General features: G+C 62.3%; 17 protein-coding genes. 9 read left to right on the forward strand and 8 right to left on the reverse strand.

The annotated features are described in order from the left end of the window. Positions 1–248 precede the first annotated feature (248 nt). A complete protein-coding gene (locus tag N1937_RS05010; protein WP_260057707.1) occupies positions 249–1,679 on the reverse strand; it encodes an MFS transporter in 1,431 nt (476 codons plus the stop codon). Positions 1,680–1,780: 101 nt separating this feature from the next. On the opposite strand from N1937_RS05010, the gene N1937_RS05015 reads away from it, so the two are divergent. Beyond that, positions 1,781–2,404, forward strand: coding sequence for a helix-turn-helix transcriptional regulator (locus N1937_RS05015; RefSeq protein WP_260057708.1), 624 nt, complete (start codon positions 1,781–1,783; stop codon positions 2,402–2,404). A 320-nt stretch (positions 2,405–2,724) separates the two neighbouring features. Here the strand turns inward: N1937_RS05015 and N1937_RS05020 are convergent, their stop codons facing one another. After that, the gene (locus tag N1937_RS05020) at positions 2,725–3,936 is read right to left on the reverse strand and encodes an MFS transporter (protein ID WP_170280332.1); all 1,212 of its coding nucleotides are present in this window, start codon (positions 3,934–3,936) and stop codon (positions 2,725–2,727) included. 385 nt (positions 3,937–4,321) lie between these two features. Here N1937_RS05020 and N1937_RS05025 point away from each other — a divergent pair, with 385 nt between their 5' ends. Beyond that, a complete protein-coding gene (locus N1937_RS05025) occupies positions 4,322–5,329 on the forward strand; it encodes an asparaginase (RefSeq protein WP_260057709.1) in 1,008 nt (335 codons plus the stop codon). Positions 5,330–5,458: 129 nt separating this feature from the next. Continuing rightward, the gene (locus N1937_RS05030; protein WP_260057711.1) at positions 5,459–6,199 is read left to right on the forward strand and encodes a hypothetical protein; all 741 of its coding nucleotides are present in this window, start codon (positions 5,459–5,461) and stop codon (positions 6,197–6,199) included. Here N1937_RS05030 and N1937_RS05035 read toward each other — a convergent pair. Then, positions 6,174–6,929 (reverse strand): DeoR/GlpR family DNA-binding transcription regulator, encoded by a 756-nt coding sequence (locus N1937_RS05035; RefSeq protein ID WP_260057712.1) that lies wholly within the window; start codon positions 6,927–6,929, stop codon positions 6,174–6,176. The genes N1937_RS05030 and N1937_RS05035 overlap by 26 nt on opposite strands. A 140-nt stretch (positions 6,930–7,069) precedes the next feature. On the opposite strand from N1937_RS05035, the gene N1937_RS05040 reads away from it, so the two are divergent. Both N1937_RS05040 and N1937_RS05045 read left to right on the forward strand, forming a co-directional pair. Next, positions 7,070–7,426, forward strand: coding sequence for a DUF4406 domain-containing protein (locus N1937_RS05040; RefSeq protein WP_260057713.1), 357 nt, complete (start codon positions 7,070–7,072; stop codon positions 7,424–7,426). 373 nt (positions 7,427–7,799) lie between these two features. Further along, complete coding sequence (locus N1937_RS05045; protein WP_260057715.1) at positions 7,800–8,420, forward strand: glutathione S-transferase family protein; 621 nt, start codon at positions 7,800–7,802, stop codon at positions 8,418–8,420. Here N1937_RS05045 and N1937_RS05050 read toward each other — a convergent pair. Beyond that, positions 8,405–8,770, reverse strand: a complete 366-nt coding sequence (locus N1937_RS05050; RefSeq protein WP_222386148.1) for an MmcQ/YjbR family DNA-binding protein — start codon at positions 8,768–8,770, stop codon at positions 8,405–8,407. The genes N1937_RS05045 and N1937_RS05050 overlap by 16 nt on opposite strands. Positions 8,771–8,808: 38 nt before the next feature. Then, complete coding sequence (locus tag N1937_RS05055) at positions 8,809–9,003, reverse strand: hypothetical protein (RefSeq protein ID WP_162119594.1); 195 nt, start codon at positions 9,001–9,003, stop codon at positions 8,809–8,811. Positions 9,004–9,176: 173 nt separating this feature from the next. Between N1937_RS05055 and N1937_RS05060 the strand changes: the two genes are divergently transcribed. Continuing rightward, complete coding sequence (locus N1937_RS05060) at positions 9,177–10,073, forward strand: LysR substrate-binding domain-containing protein (RefSeq protein WP_170279089.1); 897 nt, start codon at positions 9,177–9,179, stop codon at positions 10,071–10,073. Positions 10,074–10,076: 3 nt separating this feature from the next. Here N1937_RS05060 and N1937_RS05065 read toward each other — a convergent pair whose 3' ends face one another. Both N1937_RS05065 and N1937_RS05070 read right to left on the reverse strand, forming a co-directional pair. After that, entirely contained in the window at positions 10,077–10,742 is a 666-nt protein-coding gene (locus tag N1937_RS05065) for a glutathione S-transferase family protein (protein WP_222386150.1), read from the reverse strand. 439 nt (positions 10,743–11,181) lie between these two features. Next, complete coding sequence (locus N1937_RS05070; RefSeq protein ID WP_260057717.1) at positions 11,182–12,549, reverse strand: TIGR03808 family TAT-translocated repetitive protein; 1,368 nt, start codon at positions 12,547–12,549, stop codon at positions 11,182–11,184. Between the two features lie 252 nt (positions 12,550–12,801). On the opposite strand from N1937_RS05070, the gene N1937_RS05075 reads away from it, so the two are divergent. Then, positions 12,802–15,099 carry a sensor domain-containing protein gene (locus N1937_RS05075; protein ID WP_260057719.1) on the forward strand — a complete coding sequence of 766 codons (2,298 nt, stop codon included), beginning with the start codon at positions 12,802–12,804 and terminating at the stop codon, positions 15,097–15,099. A gap of 3 nt (positions 15,100–15,102) precedes the next feature. Here the strand turns inward: N1937_RS05075 and N1937_RS05080 are convergent, their stop codons facing one another. Beyond that, positions 15,103–16,074, reverse strand: coding sequence for a glycerophosphodiester phosphodiesterase family protein (locus N1937_RS05080; RefSeq protein WP_260057722.1), 972 nt, complete (start codon positions 16,072–16,074; stop codon positions 15,103–15,105). Positions 16,075–16,185: 111 nt separating this feature from the next. On the opposite strand from N1937_RS05080, the gene N1937_RS05085 reads away from it, so the two are divergent. Next, positions 16,186–17,016: an alpha/beta fold hydrolase gene (locus N1937_RS05085; RefSeq protein WP_260057724.1), complete on the forward strand. Its 831-nt coding sequence runs from the start codon at positions 16,186–16,188 to the stop codon at positions 17,014–17,016. A 215-nt stretch (positions 17,017–17,231) separates the two neighbouring features. After that, on the forward strand, positions 17,232–18,590 hold the full coding sequence (locus tag N1937_RS05090; protein ID WP_222295992.1) for a tetratricopeptide repeat protein: 1,359 nt from the start codon (positions 17,232–17,234) through the stop codon (positions 18,588–18,590). Positions 18,591–18,676 lie beyond the last annotated feature (86 nt).

The following is an 18,676-nucleotide window of genomic DNA, read 5'->3' on the forward strand; positions in this document are numbered from 1 at the left end:
TCCGGGACAACGATATGCATAAAAACAAAGGGCTAAAACGTGTTGCATGTATCAAATTTGATGCGACGTGCTTTAGCGTGTGATGCCGAAAAGTGTGAGCGGTTTTCTCATGACATCATGCTCGAACTCTTGAATTGAGAACAGGATTCAGATTTTAGGTCGACAGAGCCTAAAATCATCCTGTTCTAAGAGCACAACAAGCGTTCAATTATGAAAAGGCGGCCCCGAACCCGAGGGGGCGCCTTTTTTTAATTTTGGCTATCTCTCAGCGTCGTCGTCGCCGCCGCAACCGCGACGATGCCCGGTAGCGCCATCAGCAGATAGAGCCAGTGCGCCGCCGACAGCGCGCCTGCTATGCCGCCGGGATTGACGAGGCCGGCGCCATTGGCGATGACGCCTGAGAAGGCCGCGCCAAAAGCGCCGCCGAGCGAACTCATCGTCGGGATCGCGGCAGATGCCTTGTCCTTCTCGTTGTCGGCGACGAGTTTCAGCACCATGGCGACGAGATGCGCCCAGCCGAGCCCGATGCCGAAGCCCATCATGAACATGCCGATCGCCGCCGGCACGATGAGGAGCATATGCCCCTCGGGATTGTCCTTGGCCAGGAAGACGGCGAGGCAAGCGGTCGCCGCCGCTTCGATGAGGGCGCCAATGACGATTGCCGCATACGCCCGCCTGCCGGTCAGCGAGCCGCTGAGGAAGGCCGCAAACGTCCAGCCGAGGGCAACCAGCGCCACCAAATAACCCGATAGGAGTGGCGCCACCCCATGCAGGGTCTGCAGGAAATAGGGAATGAAGACGTCGCTAACGAGCACGACGGTCATGGCGAGCATCGTCAGATAGACCCGTGCAATCGGCCGGGAAAGGCTGACGGCGCCAGACGGCAAAAGCCGGTTCGGGCTTCGGCCCTCGATGAAGAGCATGCCGGCGACCGCGACGACCGAGGCCGCGATCAAAGCGATTTTCGCGCCTGTTGTCTCGATCGCGCCGGCCGCGCTGACCATCAGCACGGCGGCAAGCAGCAGTCCGATCTGGGCAATCGGGGTCTTCTTCTGCTCGCGGTCGTCCTCGACCTCGGGCAGAAGCCGCGGCGCCAGGAACGCCATCAGCAGGCCGAGCGGCACGAGCACGATAAAAGCAAAGCGCCAGGCGTGACCCGAAGAGAAGAAGCCACCGAGCGTCGGCCCGACGACGGTCGAGACTCCCCAGATCGCCGCATAGAGCGTCGAGGCCTTCGGCCATAGCGGCTCGGGATAAACGAAGCGGATGAAGGCATAGCCGAGTGCTGCAAGCGCGCCTGTTCCTAGACCCTGCACCGCGCGTCCGATCAGCACCACCGGCATCGACGGTGCGGCTGCGGCAATCAGGCTGCCGACGCCGAAGACCAGTGCTGCGAACACATAGACAGATCGAAGCCCGATACCGCGCGGCCGCATGGCGACGAAGATCGAGCCGAGTACCGCGGCGGCGACGAACAGGCTGGTGACCCAGGAAAACAGCGCGAGGCCGCCGATATCGCGCACGATCGAAGGCGCGATCGTCGCCATGATGTAACTCTCCACCGCATAAAGCGTCACGCCGCCGGCCAGCATCAAGGTTGCCGGCAGGTGCTCGGGCAGAAAGAGGCGGAAAAGGGAACTGGGATTCGGGATAGCTGCGGTCTGGTCGATATCCGACATGGGAGGAACTCGATATTTTTGCTGGCGAAGGATTATTTTCCAAGTTATAAATTGGAAAATTACATGCAGGCTCGAATTAAACAAGACTTGACTTGGAAAATATGCGTCAGTCCCCAGCTAACCGGATCCTGATCCTGATAAAGACCGACGGCCCGCAGCTTGCCGCCGCGATCGGCGATGCGCTCGGCATATCAGGCGAAGCCGCCCGCCAGCAGCTGTCGAAGATGGCGGAGGAGGGCCTGGTGGAGCCGGTCACCGTTGCCGCCGCGGGCCGGGGCCGGCCGCGTCAGCTCTGGCACCTCACAGCCAGCGGCAACCGCCAGTTCCCGGATGGCCATGCCGAGCTGACGGCAAATCTCCTCGGCACGCTCGTCGAACAGCTCGGCCCCGCAGCCCTCGATACCGTCATCTCCGCCCGCGAGGCCGAGACGCTGCAGGGCTATCGCCAAGAGCTCGGCAAGGCGCATGACCTCGCCTCGCGCGTCGAGGCCCTTGCCGCGATCCGCACCCGCGAGGGCTATATGGCCGATCAGTGGCAGGAGGCCGACGGCTCCTTCATGCTGGTCGAAAACCACTGCCCGATCTGCGCCGCCGCCACCGCCTGCGCCGGCTTCTGCCGCTCCGAACTCGAAACCTTCCGCGCCGTCCTCGGCGCCGATGTCGAGCGCAGCGAACACATCCTCCTCGGCGCCCGCCGCTGCGCCTATCGCATTAAGCCGCATTGAGGCGTCGTGATGCAATGTCGCCCATCCGGTAGCTTCCCACCCTCAGTCATTTCTCGGCCTCGAGTTACTGCCGGCTGGTGCCAATGGCTGCCCCTCACCCTAACCCTCTCCCCGTTCTGACGGGCAAGGGGACGTGCCATGCGAGAGCGAGGTGGGAACGGAGAGGGCGCGACAATGTCCCTTCGCCCCGTTTACGGGGAGAAGGTGCCGGCAGGCGGATGAGGGGCCGGTTTCGGCAATCTCCTGGGCCGAGTTGTGTCTCAAGCGCCGCGGAACACCTCCCCGCCGCGAGACCGTATCGCTCGCAAGCGGCTTGCGCTTCACGCCAGCTGCCGCGCCTGCCGGCGGCTGCTTTCGAGATAGAGCAGCACTCCAATCGATGCGAGACCCGCGGCCGCGCCGACGAAGGCGGTGCCGGAATAATCGGTGATTGCCGTGCCGAAGGCGAAGAGGCCGGCGCTGATGCCAACCCCAATGAACGTGTTCAGCGAGATCAGCGAGGTTCCAAGCCCCGGCCGGTCCGCGATCAGGTCCTGCAGATAGGTGATCGGCACGCTGAGGATCGCTGCCGCCCCGCAGGCATTGAAGAGGAGGAGTGCATAGATGTGCCAGGGCGCGGAAGCAAAACCGAGCAGCAGCAGATAGACGCAATAGATCAACGCGCCGAAGGCGAGCACATGCACCGTTCGGAAGCGGCGCTGCGCAAAGCCCCACGCCATCATGAACGGCATTTCGAGCAAGGCGGTCAAGCCGGCCATGAAGCCGACATCGACCACGGTGCCGCCGGCCGCATGGGTGATGATCAGCGGCAGGAGCATGCTGTTCAGCCGCTGCAGCCCGAACAGCATCGCCATGACGATGACGCGCGATAGCACATGCGGCACGAAAATCCGCTTTAGCGAAGCAAAGAAGCCGGCTGGATCGGGGGCAGGGCCGCCTGAGCCATTTCCGGGTGCGAAGAAAAAATACAGGCAGAAGCAGGTGCAGCTTGCCAATGCCGCTATCCCATAGGCCGGCGTCATCGACGGCGAACTGACGAGATAGAGGCCGATCAACCCCGGCGCCAGCGCCCATGAGCCGGAAAAGAGTGCCCGCACCGTTGCGGTGATCGCCGCCCCCTGGCCGCGGTCCATCTGGTTGGTCCTGGCGCGCAGGCTGGCGAACAGCAGCGAATAGGTAGAATTGCTCATCGGCACCAGCAACAGCGTCGAGAAGATGAAGATCACGGGGCTATGAAAGATCGCGATCGACCCGAAGCCGAGCATGCCGGCGACGGAAAGCCCGAGCACCAGTGGCCGGCGCTCTTTCAGCCTGTCCGACCAGATGCCGAGCGTCAGGCTCGTCGTGACGTTGACGATTGCCGAGAAGAACACCAGCGCCGAATAGGCGCCATTGCTCAAGCCGAGTTCATTGATCCCGATGATCGACTGGTAGGGCGCGGTCGACGCATAGGTGAAGGCGAGCGCGACGAGTGTCACGGTCGGAATACGGATCCTGTTATCGCGAAGGATCAAGGAAAAGGTGGATGACATGGGGATGATTCCTGATGCACCACTCTTAGCTGCATCTGACCTATCAGAGAAACGATAGTTTCCGATCGCTTCGGTCAATTTATGTGATGAATATTTGGACGATGTGATTGCCGAACGAGCTCGCAGCGAGGCTCACCCCACCCTCCGTCATCCTCGGGCTTGACCCGAGGATCTACGCTGGCATCCATCAGCACCGGGCATGGATCCTCGGCACAAGGCCGAGGATGACGGAGAGTCGGGTGACGTCCAGCCTCATATCGACCCGGTGCTCCATCTGGCGGGCACTCGCGCATGCGCCTAAGCCTTGCAAAACGTCGACCCCGTTGGCTTTCCCCGCGTGACGCGTTATGGCTGCCTCTTCCCGCCAGCATCCGGATAAAAGCTCATGACCAATCCCGTCACCGTCGAAGTCACTCGCGGCCTGCTCGTCGAAAGTCGTCATCGCGGCGCGGTGGCTGTGGTCGATGGCGACGGCAAGCTTGTCTTCTCGCTGGGCGACATCGAGGCCGCCATCTTCCCGCGTTCGTCCTGCAAGGCGATGCAGGCGCTGCCGCTGGTCGAGAGTGGTGCGGCCGATGCCTATGGCTTCGGTGACAAGGAATTGGCGCTGGCCTGCGCCTCGCATAATGGCGAGGACGAGCATGTGGCGCTGGCCCACTCCATGCTGACGCGCGCGGGTCGCGATGCCCAAGCGCTGGAATGCGGCGCCCACTGGTCGATGAGCCAGAAGATCCTGATCCAGCAGGCCCGGACGCTCGAGGCGCCGACCGCGCTGCACAACAATTGCTCGGGAAAACATGCCGGTTTCATCTGCGCCTGCTGCCATCAGGACCTCGATCCGAAGGGTTACGTTGGCTATCAGCACCCGCTGCAGGTCGAGATCCGCGCGGCGATGGAAAGCCTGACAGGCGCCGCGCTTGGCGCCGATAGCTGCGGCACCGACGGCTGTTCTATCCCGACCTATGCCGTGCCGCTGCGCAGCCTTGCCCACGGTTTTGCCAAAATGACGACTGGCATTGGTCTGGAACCCTTGCGCGCCAAGGCATCCCGCCGGCTGATCGAGGCCTGTATGGCCGAGCCCTTCTATGTCGCGGGGTCCGGCCGCGCCTGCACGGCGCTGATGCAGATCGCCCCCGGCCGTATCTTCTGCAAGACAGGTGCCGAAGGCGTCTTCTGCGCCGCGATCCCGGAAAAGGGCATTGCCATTGCGCTCAAATGCGAGGATGGCATGACCCGCGCCGCCGAAGCCATGGTGGCGGCGACACTCGCCCGTTTCTTCGAGACGGACGATGAGGTGCATGCGGGCCTGATGGCCTATGCCGCGACGCCGATGCGCAATTGGAACGGCATCCATGTCGGCGATGTCAGGGTCACCTCCGCCTTGGTCGGGTGAGTGCGAGCTGGAATATATAAGTTATTAGAAAAATAAGAATTACCTAATATAAAAGGGTACGTCCTGCGATCGCGGATGCACCCTTTCGCGGCGACGTGAGCACAGTCCTGGAAGCCATGGGGGCAGGGCATGTTTGCAGGCCGCTATCTCTGGTGGATGCTGGTAGGCATCGGCATCTTCATGTTCGCCACGTTGAGCCTCGATTATATCACCTGGCTCACGATCCAACTGTCCGGCTGCGGCGATATGGCCGGCACCTGCGAGCCGGTTCTCCGGCTGATATCGGGCGTGCTCAAACCCGCCTGCATCTGGGCTGCGATCGGCATACTCTTCATGGCGACGCTGCTCCGTCTTCACACGCTCTCGCTCATCTGGTTCTGGGGGCCGATCGTCGCCGTGTGGTTCGTCGCCTCCACGCCGATCCTGCTCTTCGTTGCAGCGGATGCGGCGGCCCTGACGCAACCCGCCACGCTGGCGGCGCTGCCGGTCGCCTTTCTGTTTCTGGCGGCCTTTGTCACCTATCTCATGTTTGCGCTCGAGGATGGCGACATACTGCCGCTTGCAGCCTCGGTGCCGTTGCGCCTCACACTCCGCCTGACGGCTGTGTATGGAACGCTTGCCGGCGTGGCCTTCATGCCGGAACTGTCGCGGATCGCCGGGACGCTGCTCGACTTGCCGGCACTTTCCGACGTCATCGCGCTGGCGCAGCCATATCTGCAGACGCTGCTGACCTTTGGAACCGGCAACATGGCGCCGGCTTATGCGGTATTGGCAACCTTCATCGCGGCCCTTGCCGCAAGCCTCCTGCCGCATGCTGCGGGTCCGCAGCCCTCCCGCAGCACCATCATACTGCGGCGGTTGCGCCGTTGAGATCGCGATAGGGTTTCAGCTGTTCGGCCGTCATCTCCGCCGGCACGATCAGCCCCGCCACCTCGGAAATGCCAAGCACCGGGCAGGGCGAGACGAGGTCGAACTTCTCCTCGGTCAGCAGCACATGCGTTTCGGCCGCGCAGCGGGCGATGTGCCGCTTGATCGCCGCTTCCTCGAAATCGCCGGTGGAAAGCCCGTGCACTGGATGGGCGGCCGTCACCCCGAGGAAGAAGAGGTCGGGGCGCAGCTGCGAGATCGCCGCCATAGCCGCTGCCCCCGTTGCCACCATCGAATGTTTGTAAAGCCGTCCGCCGGTGAGGATCACCTCGGCCGTCGGGTGGTGTTCGAGCTCGGCGGCGATCGTCGGGCTGTGGGTCGCAACCGTCAGCGGCATGTCGCGCGGCAAGTGTCTGGCGATCTCCGCCGTCGTCGTGCCGCCATCGAGGAAGATCATCTGGCCCGGCTTTACCATCGCCGCCGCCGCTGCCCCGAGCCGCGCCTTGATCTCAGACGAGACACTGCGCCGTGCGGTAAAGTCAGGCAAATCAGGCACCAGCGGCATCGCCCCGCCATGCACCCGTTTCAACAGCCCCTCCGCCGCCATTTCCCTGAGGTCCCGGCGGATCGTGTCCTCCGAAAGGGCGAAATCCTCGGCCACGCGCTTGGCGATCACCTGGCCGTCACGGCGCAGGATGTCGAGGATGAGGGTCTTGCGTTGGGTTGTCAGCATCGGTTCTCTGCACGAAATCAAACATAATAGCCCGATATTGCACGAAGCGACTCGACATTCAAGAAATATCGTGCATTTTCACGAAATCCCGTGCATGAGGCCGGGAGTGCTCACGCAGAAGCGGAGCGAAGGAGTGGATCATGTTGATTTTGATTGCCGGGCCCTATCGGTCGGGAACGGGCGACGACCCGGAAAAGATGGCCGCCAACCTGAAGCGGCTGGAAGCGCCTTCGCACGCGCTATTTGAGGCCGGCCATGTGCCGATGATCGGCGAATGGGTGGCGCTGCCGATCTGGCACGCCGCCGGCGGCCGGTCGGTCGGCGACGCGCTCTACGAAGAGATCTTCCACCCGGTCGCCGGCCGGCTGCTGCAGCTCTGCGAGGGTGTGCTGCGCTTACCCGGCGATTCCAAGGGGGCCGACAACGACGTCCGCATCGCCAGGGAACGCGGTATCCCGGTCTGGCATAGTCTCGAAGACGTGCCGGGCTGCGGCTGACAGGTTCGCGGCGTCGCGCTTTGCCCTTCGCTTGCGCTCAGCGCATTCGCGGCTTTGCCGCTCACCCCCTCAACCGACCCTTCGGGCCACCTTCTCCCCGCTGGGGAGAAGAGGGAGCAAGCCGATTGCCCTCGTTTCCGCAACAGACGCTTTCAGAGGAAGTGAGGTGCTGCCACGAATCTCTTCTCCCCAGCGGGGAGAAGGTGCCGGCAGGCGGATGAGGGGGCCACACGGCACACCATTCATTGCCCTTCGCTCGCGCTCAACGCACCCCATTTGTCCTGGTGTGCCAAGGACGATCAAAACCCAATCTCCCCAGTTCCGGCGCCCCGACCCCTACGCTATAACCCTTGCCGAAAGGGAGTCGAGAACCATGCTGACAGTGTACTACGCGCCGGGAACCTGCGCACTCGCAAGCCTTATTGCCCTGGAAGAATCCGGCCTGGCCTTCGAAGTCAAGAAGATCAGCCTCCGCGATGGCGAGCAGCGTTCGCCGGACTATTTGAAGATCAACCCGAAGGGCCGGGTGCCGGCATTGGTCACCGATTATGGCGTGCTGACGGAAACGCCGGCGATCCTGGCCTATATCGCCCAGAGCGCGCCGGCCGCCAAGCTGGCGCCGCTTGACGATGCCTTCGAATTTGCCAGGTTTCAGTCCTTTAACAGCTATATCTGCTCGACCGTGCATGTGAACCATGCCCATCGCCCGCGCGGCTCGCGCTGGGCCGACGAGCCGGCGGCAATCGAGGCGATGAAGTCCAAGGTGCCTGGGAATATGGCCGATTGTTTCACGCTGATCGAGCAGACCATGTTTGAAGGCCCATGGGTGATGGGCGAAGCCTATTCGCTCGCCGATCCCTATCTCTTCGTGATGACCGACTGGCTGCCGTCGGATGGCGTCGATCCCGCCCGGTTCGAAAAGGCAAGCGACCATCACGCCCGCATGCTGCAGCGTCCCGCCGTGCAGCGGGCGCTGGCCTACGATCGGGTCTGATCCTTAAATCCGGCGGCAAGCTTCTTCGGCGCCCGGAACAGCCAGGCGCCGACCAGCCGCAGCCGCAATTCCTCGTCGCCGATCACGGCGGCGCGTACCGGCAGATGCGGCCAGCCGACATAATGATCGGTTTGAAAATAGACGTCGGGCGCCATCTCCAGCAGGTGATCCTTGTCGTCGAGCGAAATCGAGATCACGATCGTCTCGGCATTCTTCACCGCGACAAAGCTCTTGCCGCCGACTTTCAGTGCCGGACTGCCATAGGAGGTGCTCTCCTCGACATCGGGCAACCCGGCTTCCGCCGCCAGCCGCTTCAGACGTTCGAAGATCGCATCGACATCACAGGCCATGGTTCCGCCCTTTCTGCCAGGGCGAACCTACCATATCTTCAGGCGCATTTCGCCAGCGGCGGTTTGGCCTCTTTGGGAAAGCCGGCTGGCATCCCGAGCGGCAGATCGGCGATTTCGCGCAGCGACATGCGTTCGACCTCGGGATGCCGGAGCGGATCATCCTTCCAGGTCGGGGCAATTTCTGAGCTATCCACAGGAAGAACTGGTCTCAAGAAAAACTTCAGCAACGACATTGTATGCCTCGCTTTCTCAGTGGCGCGGAATAGATATGCAGTGGCTAACGCCCTCTGAACCATCGCATCTCCCGCAGACTGCATGTTCGAATGGACTGCCTATGCTTGCAATGTCGGCCTCAACAGGCAGATTTTCAATTGAGATTAATGCGGCGGCGCTATAGAAAAACTATATGAAGAACCTGAATATGGTCCATCTCAACGGCCTGCGCGCGCTGGAAGCCGTCGGTCGTCTCGGCTCGCTCCAGGCCGCCGCCGACGAACTCGGCGTCTCGGTCGGCGCCGTCAGCCAGCAGGTCATCAAGGCCGAAGCCCAACTCGGTCAGGTGATTTTCGAGCGCACCGCCAGGGGCATGATCGCCACCGAAGCCGGCCGGCCGGTGCTGCTCGCGCTCGACGAGGGGTTCGCCCGTCTTTCGGCGGCGGTGTCGATTGCGAGCCGCAGGGACGATACCATCCTGACGATCTCGGTGGCTCCGGTTTTCGCCGCCCGCTGGCTCGTCTATCGGCTCGATCGCTTCGCCGAGCGTCATCCCGACATCAAGCTGCGGCTGGACGCGACGACCAATCTCGTCAATCCGGCCCTTTGCGACGTCGATATCGGGATCCGCGTCGGCAGCGGCAAATGGCCTGACGTGAAGGCCGAACTGCTGCTGGCACAGGAGGTCTTTCCCGTCTGTTCCCCGGAGATGGCGGCGACATTGAAAGAGCCCGCCGATATCCTTCAACTGCCTGCCATCATCGATGGCCATGCCATGTTCACCTGGGAGGTCTGGATGCGTGAGGTCGGACTATCAGGTGCTACGCTTTCGACCCGTCACGTCTTCAACGATGCCTCGCTCTGCCTCGATGCGGCGATCGCCGGCCAGGGCGTCATGCTCGCCTGGCAGACCCTTGCCGCCTTTGCTCTTGCTGAAGGCCGGCTCGCCGCCCCTTTCGGCATTCGCGCGCCGACCGGCTTCGGTCATTACTTCGTCACTGCTGAAGGCACGCGCGAACCGAAGAAGGTCAAGGATTTCAAGGCCTGGATCCGCGAGGAAATGGCCGGCACGCTCACGCTCTTCCAGTAGCCCTCAAACCTCGATCGGCTCCTTGCCGCGGGTCGCCTGCATCTCCTTGTAGGCCGGGCGGGACTGGCAGCGCTCGATCCAGGCTTTGATATTCGGATGCGTTTGGAAAAGCGCCTCCTCGGTCTGGGCGTAGCGCAACACCTCGGCGAGGTTGAGATCGGCGACGGTGAAGCGGTCGCCGACGATCCATTGCCGGCCGGCAAGATGGCCTTCGAGAACCGCCAGCGGCCTGCGCAGCGAGCGGCAGGAAACCGCGATCGTCTGCTTGCCCTCTTCGCTGTTTTCGAGCCCGTTATCATAGGTCAGCACGATCTTCACCGTAAGCGGCTCGACCTGCGAAGCCGCCCAGACCGTCCACATCGTCAGCAATCCGTCTTCCTCGACGGTTTGGCCGGAAAGCGGTCCGCCATATCGACGCGCGAGATAAAGATTGATCGCCAGCGACTCGTGCATGACGAGATCGCCATCCCGAATGCTGGGGATCTGCGCCATCGGGTTGACGGCGATGAATTCCGACGACTGCGTGTTGAGCGGCGCCCCGGGCGCTAGCGGATCCGCCAGCCGCCGTGCTTGCAGCACCGGCACCGAGCGGAATTCGACCCCAAGCTCCTCCGCCATCCAATAGACGCGGGAGGCGCGCGAGCGATAAACTCCGTAGATTGTCAGCATAAACGTATCCCCTCGATGTGTCCAAGAGATCGTAAATGCCGGATCAGGCTGGGAGAAGTCCTTGCCGCTGATGGGATGATGAAAGCTTTTGATGCTCCAAACAATTGCGATAGAAAAATGCCTGGTTGTGCCAACCGGGCGGCGGTTTTCACAGGACGGAGGAGAGGTGAGTGCCTGATAGGCACCTCAGTCGGTGCTTCTGTAGGCCGGGGAGAGTGTGGCGGAAACGCGCCCCCTTGTTCCGTCTTCCTCGGCCTTGTGCCGAGGATCCATGCCCGTGGCGGTTGATCGATACGGCGTGGATGCTCGGCACAAGGCCGAGCATGACGGAGCAAGGGGCGGGCGAAGGAACCACTCACGGCGCAAGCGCTCGTGTCAGGAATGGCGCAAAAACAAGGAGATAGCGCATTTTCATGACTCGGGGAAGCAAACGCGTTTGTTACGAGACGCGGTTCCGCTCGACGGTCAGCTGCGCATAAGGCGAGCCGCCGCCCGCCATCTCGCCGGAGACCTTCTTCTCCCACTGAAAGCCTAAAACCGCGCCTTCGGCGGTCTCCTGGAAAACATTATCGGTGATGACGGCGGTCCCGGCGCCATCGGCGACCGAGACGGCGCATCCCACAGGCGCCTTGCGCACCACGTTGCCCGTCACAACGACGTTGCGCAGATACGGACCCCAGCCGATCTGCAGGCCCCAGCGCGGCGCGCCTTCGATCACATTTCCCGAAATCAGCGTATCGGCCTCCGCCGCAATGCCGATGCCGAAACCGACTTCGTGCTTGTAAGGTCCCTTCAGCGTCAGGTTGCGCACGACATTGCCGGTGACGCTCGCCAGCCGGCCACCCTCGTCGAAATTGGCGATCGAAATGCCGTTTGCCGCCCCGTCGATCATGTTGGCGGAAACGACGGCGCCTTCGAAGGCGAATTCGACATAGATCGCCGTCTCGCCGGAACGCCGGCACTGGTTGCTGCTGATCTGAATGTCCGAGGCCGAATTGGCGCGGATCGCCGTGAAGGCGCAGTCGGAGATGTGGTTGTTCGCCACCATCACCCCGTCGGAGCGGAAGATGTTGATGCCGTTACCGTTTTGCCCGGTGCCGCCATCATTGGCGCGGATGTTGGTTATGCGGTTGCCGGAGACAACGGTGCCGTCCTCCGCCTTCTTCCAGCGATGTACGAGGATGCCGCCATTGCCGCAATCCGAGACCGTGTTGCCGGTGACCGAGAGGGTGGTGGAGTCCACCGCGTAAAGCCCGGATTGGCCGGCCCCCGAAATGCGGCTGCGCTCGATCCGCCCGCCGCAGCGCTCCAGTTGCAGGCCGTGCTTGCGGCTGCCGCCGATCTCGCAATTGTCGATCAGCACCTCGTCGACGCCGGTAAATTGCAACAGCCCGCCGGCATAGTCGCCAAGCCAGCGGTTGCCGCCGTCGATGACGAGATTGGAAAGCTCGATCCGCCGCACGTTCTCGGCCGCAAACAGATGGCCTTCGCCGGTATAGACGATCCGGGAGGCGCCGGGCACGCCAGTGATACGCGTATTATCCGGCAAAGTGAGATTGGAGACCCGGTAGGTACCGGGCGGCAGGAAGACCGGTACGTTCTCGCGCGCCGCCTGCTCGATCATCTGCTGCAGGTTGCGGGTCTTGCGGTCGCCGCTTTCGGGAATGGCGCGATATTCCACCCCGTCGATTGCCCCGCGCAGATCGGGCTGAGCGGTCGCCGTCAGCGGTGAGGCAAGCGCGCGCGATGCCGCTCCCGCAACGGCCGAGGCGGCAAGAAAGAGAAGCATGTCGCGGCGTGAGGGCATCCCGGGATCTCTTGTTACAACGCGTCCGTAGCAGGAAGCGTGCCAGGCGGGCATGTGTTTTTTCGGCGCAAGCTGGGCAAAGGCCGATGAAATAGCCGTTTATGACCGAGGCTGACAGCAGGATCTCGCCGCTTTTATTGTCCTCTTGTTCACTCTTTCATTTAAGCAAGCCGAAGGAAATGAGGACTACTTTTAAGGGAAATTCTATGGCGAGTGCGGGAAACGGCCTTCGGCCGCAGGGGGAATGGCATCATGCACGAATTGGCTGCCAGGCGATGGGAATCAACCGATGCCCTGACGGCCGAAACGCGACGCATCGTCGCCGCGACGGAGGCAATGATGGCATCGACCGCCCACCAGCTTTCCGAGGGCATCGAGAACCTGCGCCTCAAGGCGATCCTCCACGAACTTCCGGATTTCCTCTACGTCAAGGATCGTGACAGCCGCTTCGTCTTCGCCAACGCCGTCACCGCCAGCAGCCTTGGCTTGGAGAGCGCTGCACTGATCACCGGCAAGCGCGATTTCGACCTGTTCGATTTCGAGACGGCGTGCCGCCATTTCGACATCGAGCAGCAGATCATGGCGACGGGCCAAGCCCGCATCGACATGGAGGAATCCTACGTCCTTCCCGGCAGCAGAAGGCCGATTTGCCGACTGACCTCGAAGATACCACTGCGCAACGATCGCGGCGAGATCCTTGGTCTGATCGGTGTTTCCCGTGATATCACTGAACGCAAGCGCCAGGAGGATCTGCATCGCGGCCAGGCGAGCCTGCTCGAAATGATCGCCCGCAACGAGCCGTTGCCGATGATCCTCGAGGCGCTCGTACTGATGATCGAGGCGCAGCTGGATGGGATTGACGGCTCGGTGCTGCTGCTCGACGGCGAGGGCACGAGGCTCTATCACGGTGCCTCTCCCAATCTCCCCGGCGGCTACAGCCGCCTCATCGATGGTGTCACGATCGGGCCCAAGGTCGGCTCCTGCGGCACCGCTGCGTGGCGCGGTCAGACCGTGATCGTCGACGACGTGATGAGCGATCCGCTCTGGGAGGATTTTCGCGCGTTGATCGCGCCGTTCGGCTTCCGCTCCTGCTGGTCGACGCCGATCGCCACATCGCAGAACAATGTGCTCGGCACGTTTGCGCTCTATTCCAGGGAAGTCCGCCGTCCCACCGAGCAAGAAATGACGCTGGTGGCGCTCGCCACCCATATCGCCGGCATCGCCATCGAACGCAAGCGTGTCGATGACCGCATTCATTTCATGGCCCATCATGACGATCTGACGGGCCTGCCGAACCGCGCTTTCCTGAAGGAACGGCTGGCGAGCATTCTCGACCAGGCCCGGCGCAACAACCGCAAGGTGACCGTCGCCTATATCGATCTCGACAATTTCAAGGACATCAACGACGGCCGCGGCCACGCCGCCGGCGACGAGGTTCTCAAAGAGATCGCCGCCCGCATGGCCAACAGCGTCAGGGCGTCCGATATGGTGGTGCGTCTCGGCGGCGACGAATTCCTCGTCGTGCTGGTCCATCAGTCGAGCCACGATGCCGGCATCACGCGCCGCCTTCGCGATCTGCAAAAGGCGATCAACCGGCCGATCCGCGGCGCGGACGGCGAGATCACCGTCACCTCCAGCATTGGCGTTGCCGCCTTCCCCTTCGATGGAGCGACCTCGGAAGAGCTTCTCGCCAATGCCGACCGCGCCATGTACCGCGCCAAGGAGCTCGGTCGCAATACATTGCAACATCACGATGGCGGCGGCACGCTTGTGGGAATGCCACTCGGCGAGCAGGGGGAGCTGCACCAGGCGATCACTGGCCAGCAGTTGTTCCTGCAATACCAGCCGCAGGTCGATGTCTCCACCGGCCGCATCACCGGGCTGGAGGCGCTGGTGCGCTGGAACCATCCGGCAAAGGGCAGGGTGCCGCCGGTTAATTTCATACCGCTTGCCGAAGAGACCGGCCTTATCGTTTCCCTCGGTCTGTGGGTGCTGAACGAGGCCTGCCGCCAGGCACGCCTCTGGCAGGACATGGGCCTGACGCCGCTGACGATCGCCGTCAACGTCTCTGCCAAGCAGTTCGCCGATCCGGATTTCGCAACCCATGTCACTGAAGCGCTGGAGCGCCACCGCCTGCAGTCCCGCTGGCTGGAGCTTGAAGTCACCGAAAGCGTGGTGATGCAGGATGCCGAACGCGCGCTCGCCATGATGGAAACGCTGCGGGGGCTGGGCGTCCGCCTGTCGATCGACGATTTCGGCTCCGGCTATTCCAGTCTGGCGGCGCTGAAGACCTTCCCCTTCGATCGCCTGAAAATGGACCGCTCGCTGGTCGAGGCGCTGCCGGGTGACAAAACCGCCGTCGCCATCGCCTCGGCAGTCATCTCGCTGGCGCGGACGCTGAAGCTCTCGGTTCTCGCCGAAGGCGTCGAGACCGACGCTCAGATGGATTTCCTGCGCCAGGCGCACTGCGAAGAGGCGCAAGGCTTCCGCTTCTCTAAACCGGTCTCCCCGGAGGAGATCCCGGCATTGCTGCGGGCGCGGAGCCTCTGAGCTCTATTTTACAAGCTTGCCGATCGCCTCGATCTCGTTCGTCCATATGCCCGCCGCATAGTTTGGCGGCAGCCGCGCCAGTTGCGCGGGGTCGTCGATGCCGGTGGAAAAATCGCTGCCGCGATAGGGGCCGAGCACGAAAACCTCGGTCCCGGCATCTGCCATCCGGTTGAGAAAACGATCCGGCCAGCCCCAGAGCCATGGCGCGATATTGATCGGTACCAGCATCATCGCATGTTTGCACTCGTTCGGCAGCAGGCCGATCCAGCCATAGCCGATATAGCCGGTGAGGCAGCCCTTCAGGCTCTTGCGCGAGGCGGTCTTGATATCGGGCACGAGCCGGCGGAGCACGTCGATCGGCTCGTCACCGCCATAGACGATGATCTCGGCCCGCCGCTCAGTGGAAAGCCCGTTGAGCACGGTGGCGAGCTTTTTGCCCTCGGAGGGATCGCGGCTCTTGACGTTGATGAGGAAGCGCCGATCCGGAAAGGTCGAGAGTACCTCGGCTAGGGTTGGCATCATGCCGACGCCCCGGCCGCGAAAGGGAAAAGTCTTGCCGTCATCGGCGGTATAACCATAGCCGATGTCGAGCCTCTTCATGTCAGCCATCGAATGCTCGCGGGTGACGCCATGGCCGTCGGTGCGGCAATCGAGCGTCCAGTCGTGAAAAACTGCGAACTGCCCGTCCGTCGTCGGATGCACGTCGATCTCGATGATATCGGCGCCGGCCGCAAAGCCTGCCTGCATCGACGGAAGCGTGTTTTCGAGATAGCCGTGTTTCGGCGCCAGCATGCGGCTCGCCGTGCAGGTGTCGTTCTTGAGATCGGTCTCGTCGAACCGCTGTGCGATGCCGCGATGCGCAAGCAGCACCGGTTTTCCCGGCCGATGTTGCGCCAGCAGGCTGGTATTGTTGAGGTAGATGCCCGCCGCGGCGACGGCGATTGCCGCCGCACAATAGAAAAGCTTCCTGCCCAAAGTTGATCCCCCTCTGGTTGTATCGACGAGCAAGTGCTAGAAAGCGATTCCGGTTGTTCTTGGGCTGTTTTCCGGTTTTTCTATGCTGCGACGCCAATGAGACTGATCGCTATGGAATTTGACGACGGCGAGCTCATCCATTTCGAAGCGCACGGCGCCGCTCCGTTGCCGCCGGCAGCGGTCGACGGTCATGTCGCGCATGACGGTGCCCGTATCTGGTACGCAAGTTACGGCGCCGGCCCTCCTGTCATCCTGCTGCATGGTGGCCTCGGCAACAGCGGCAACTGGGGCTATCAAGTCCCGGCACTCTTGCGCAGCGGCCGCCGCGTCGTGCTGATCGACAGCCGCGGCCATGGAAGAAGCAGCCGCGATGACCGTCCCTATACTTATGAGCTGATGGCTTCAGACGTGCTCGCCGTCATGGATGAGCTGCATCTCGACAAGGCGGCGATCGTCGGCTGGAGCGACGGCGCCTGCATCGCTCTGATTCTCGCCATGACGGCGCCGTCCCGTGTCGAGGGTGTCTTTTTCTTCGCCTGCAACATGGATCCGAGCGGCACGCGGGAATTCGCGCCGATACCGGTCATCGACCGTTGCTTCAGCCGTCATGCCAGGGATTATGCCGCATTGTCCGCCACTCCGGACGATTTCAATGCCTTCGTCGAGGCGGTCAGCCTGATGATGCGGACGGAGCCGAACTATCAGGCCGCCGACTTGGGCCTGATCCGCGTGCCGGTCGCGATCGTGCTTGGCGAGCACGACGAATTCATCAAGCCCGACCATGCCGAATATCTTGCCCGCAGCATTCCGAACGCCGAGATAATCTATCTCAAAGGCGTCGGCCATTTCGCGCCGCTGCAGCGGCCGGCTGATTTCAACGCCGCGGTGGTCGCCTTCCTGGATGACATCGGCACACGAAAAAATGAAGACTTGCGGCGTTGAGCCGCGGCAGCGCAATTTCATAAGAATTCAGTAACTTTTTCGGAACGGCAAACGTAGGGTCCTGTAGGAAGGATTCGTTTTGTCGTTCGCTCACGAAGACCTTCGAGCCGCCGCCCGCTCAGGTGATTTCCTGTGCATGGGTAGGTTGCGCGGCCCGATGGCGTGTGCTCGATCCGCGGCTCCTCCACTTGTCTTGAGAAGGCCACGGAGCAGGAATGATCAGTATCGATATTGACGAGCGAGTTTCCATCGCGCGAAAATCGCTGAGCGACGCTATGAGTTTTCAGGCCTCGGGCGATCTCGAAAGCGCCGAGAAAGCCTATGTCCGAGTCCTCCACAAGGACTATCGTACGATAGACATCCTACCGCTGCTGGCGAATGTCGTCGCAAAGAGAGGTGATGCAGAAACCGCTCTTTACTACTGGAACAAGCTGCTCGGCCTCAATCCCGGCCATCTCGTCGCCCTGATGGAAAAAGGTGCGCTGCTGCGTCAGCTCGGCCGGTCGGCGGAAGCGGTCGGCTGCTATGAGATGGCACGTGGCCTGTCACCGGAAAATCCTCTCGTGCGCAACAACCTCGCCGTCGCACTGGCCGATTCCGGCCGGCAGCCGGAGGCGCTGGCGGAATTCCGTCATGTTCTGCGGTTGCAGCCGGACAATATCAATGCCCGGCATCAGATAAGACGGATCTCCTCGTTGATCGTGCCCTTCTGGCACATCGCCATGATGAACGACACTCGACGCAACGATGCCTTTGAAGCGGCAATCCGCCTTGCCATAGAGCTGCGCGGAGCCGATGCGCAGATCCTCGATATCGGCGCGGGGAGCGGCCTGTTGTCGATGATGGCGGCGCGCGCCGGCGCCACCAATATCGCGACCTGTGAGAGTGTGCCGGCCATAGCGCAGACGGCGGAGAGGATCATCGCCGCCAATGGCTATCGCGAGCAGATCGACATCTTCGAAAAGTCCTCGACCGAACTTTCTGTCGGCAGAGAGATGAAAGCCCGCGCCGACATCCTGATTTCCGAGATTCTTTCGAGCGATCTCCTTGCTGAAGGCGTGCTGAAAACCTTCGAGGACGCCCACGCCCGGCTGGTCCGCGAGGACGCGATCGTCATTCCACGCGCCGCCTCCGCCATCGGCTGCCTGGTTGCCAGCGAAACGCTCTCCAACTATGCCCATGTCGGCGACGTCTCCGGCTTCGACATGTCGCAGTTCAATGCGCTTGCCCCTTTGCGCCTGCCCGTTCACGGCACGATGACCGAGTGGACCAGGCTTTCGGACGATTTCGAGATCGCTGCAGTGGATCTCACCGCCCGCAAACATTCTGCAGCGCTGCGCAAGATAACGGTGCCTGTGCAGGCAAACGGCACCGCCGTCGGAGTCGTCCAGTGGATGAAGGTCGATCTGATCGAGGGTGTGGTTTTCGATAACCACCCCGACGGCTATCATGATGGAGGATGGCTCCAGGTTCTTCACACTTTCCCGCAGCCGGTCGACGTCCATGCAGGTAGCTCGCTGGACATGCTGGTTGGCCACGACGGAACGAGCCTGCTGATGACGCCGATCGCCTGAGCAACGGCCTTCTGTCGCAGCCACGGAGGGTCAGCATGGCCGTCTTCAGGAAAGGCGGCCATGCTCGGTACTGTCCGAGTGTTTTC

The sequence above is a fragment of the Rhizobium sp. WSM4643 genome (assembly GCF_025152745.1).
Lineage (GTDB): Bacteria > Pseudomonadota > Alphaproteobacteria > Rhizobiales > Rhizobiaceae > Rhizobium > Rhizobium leguminosarum_I.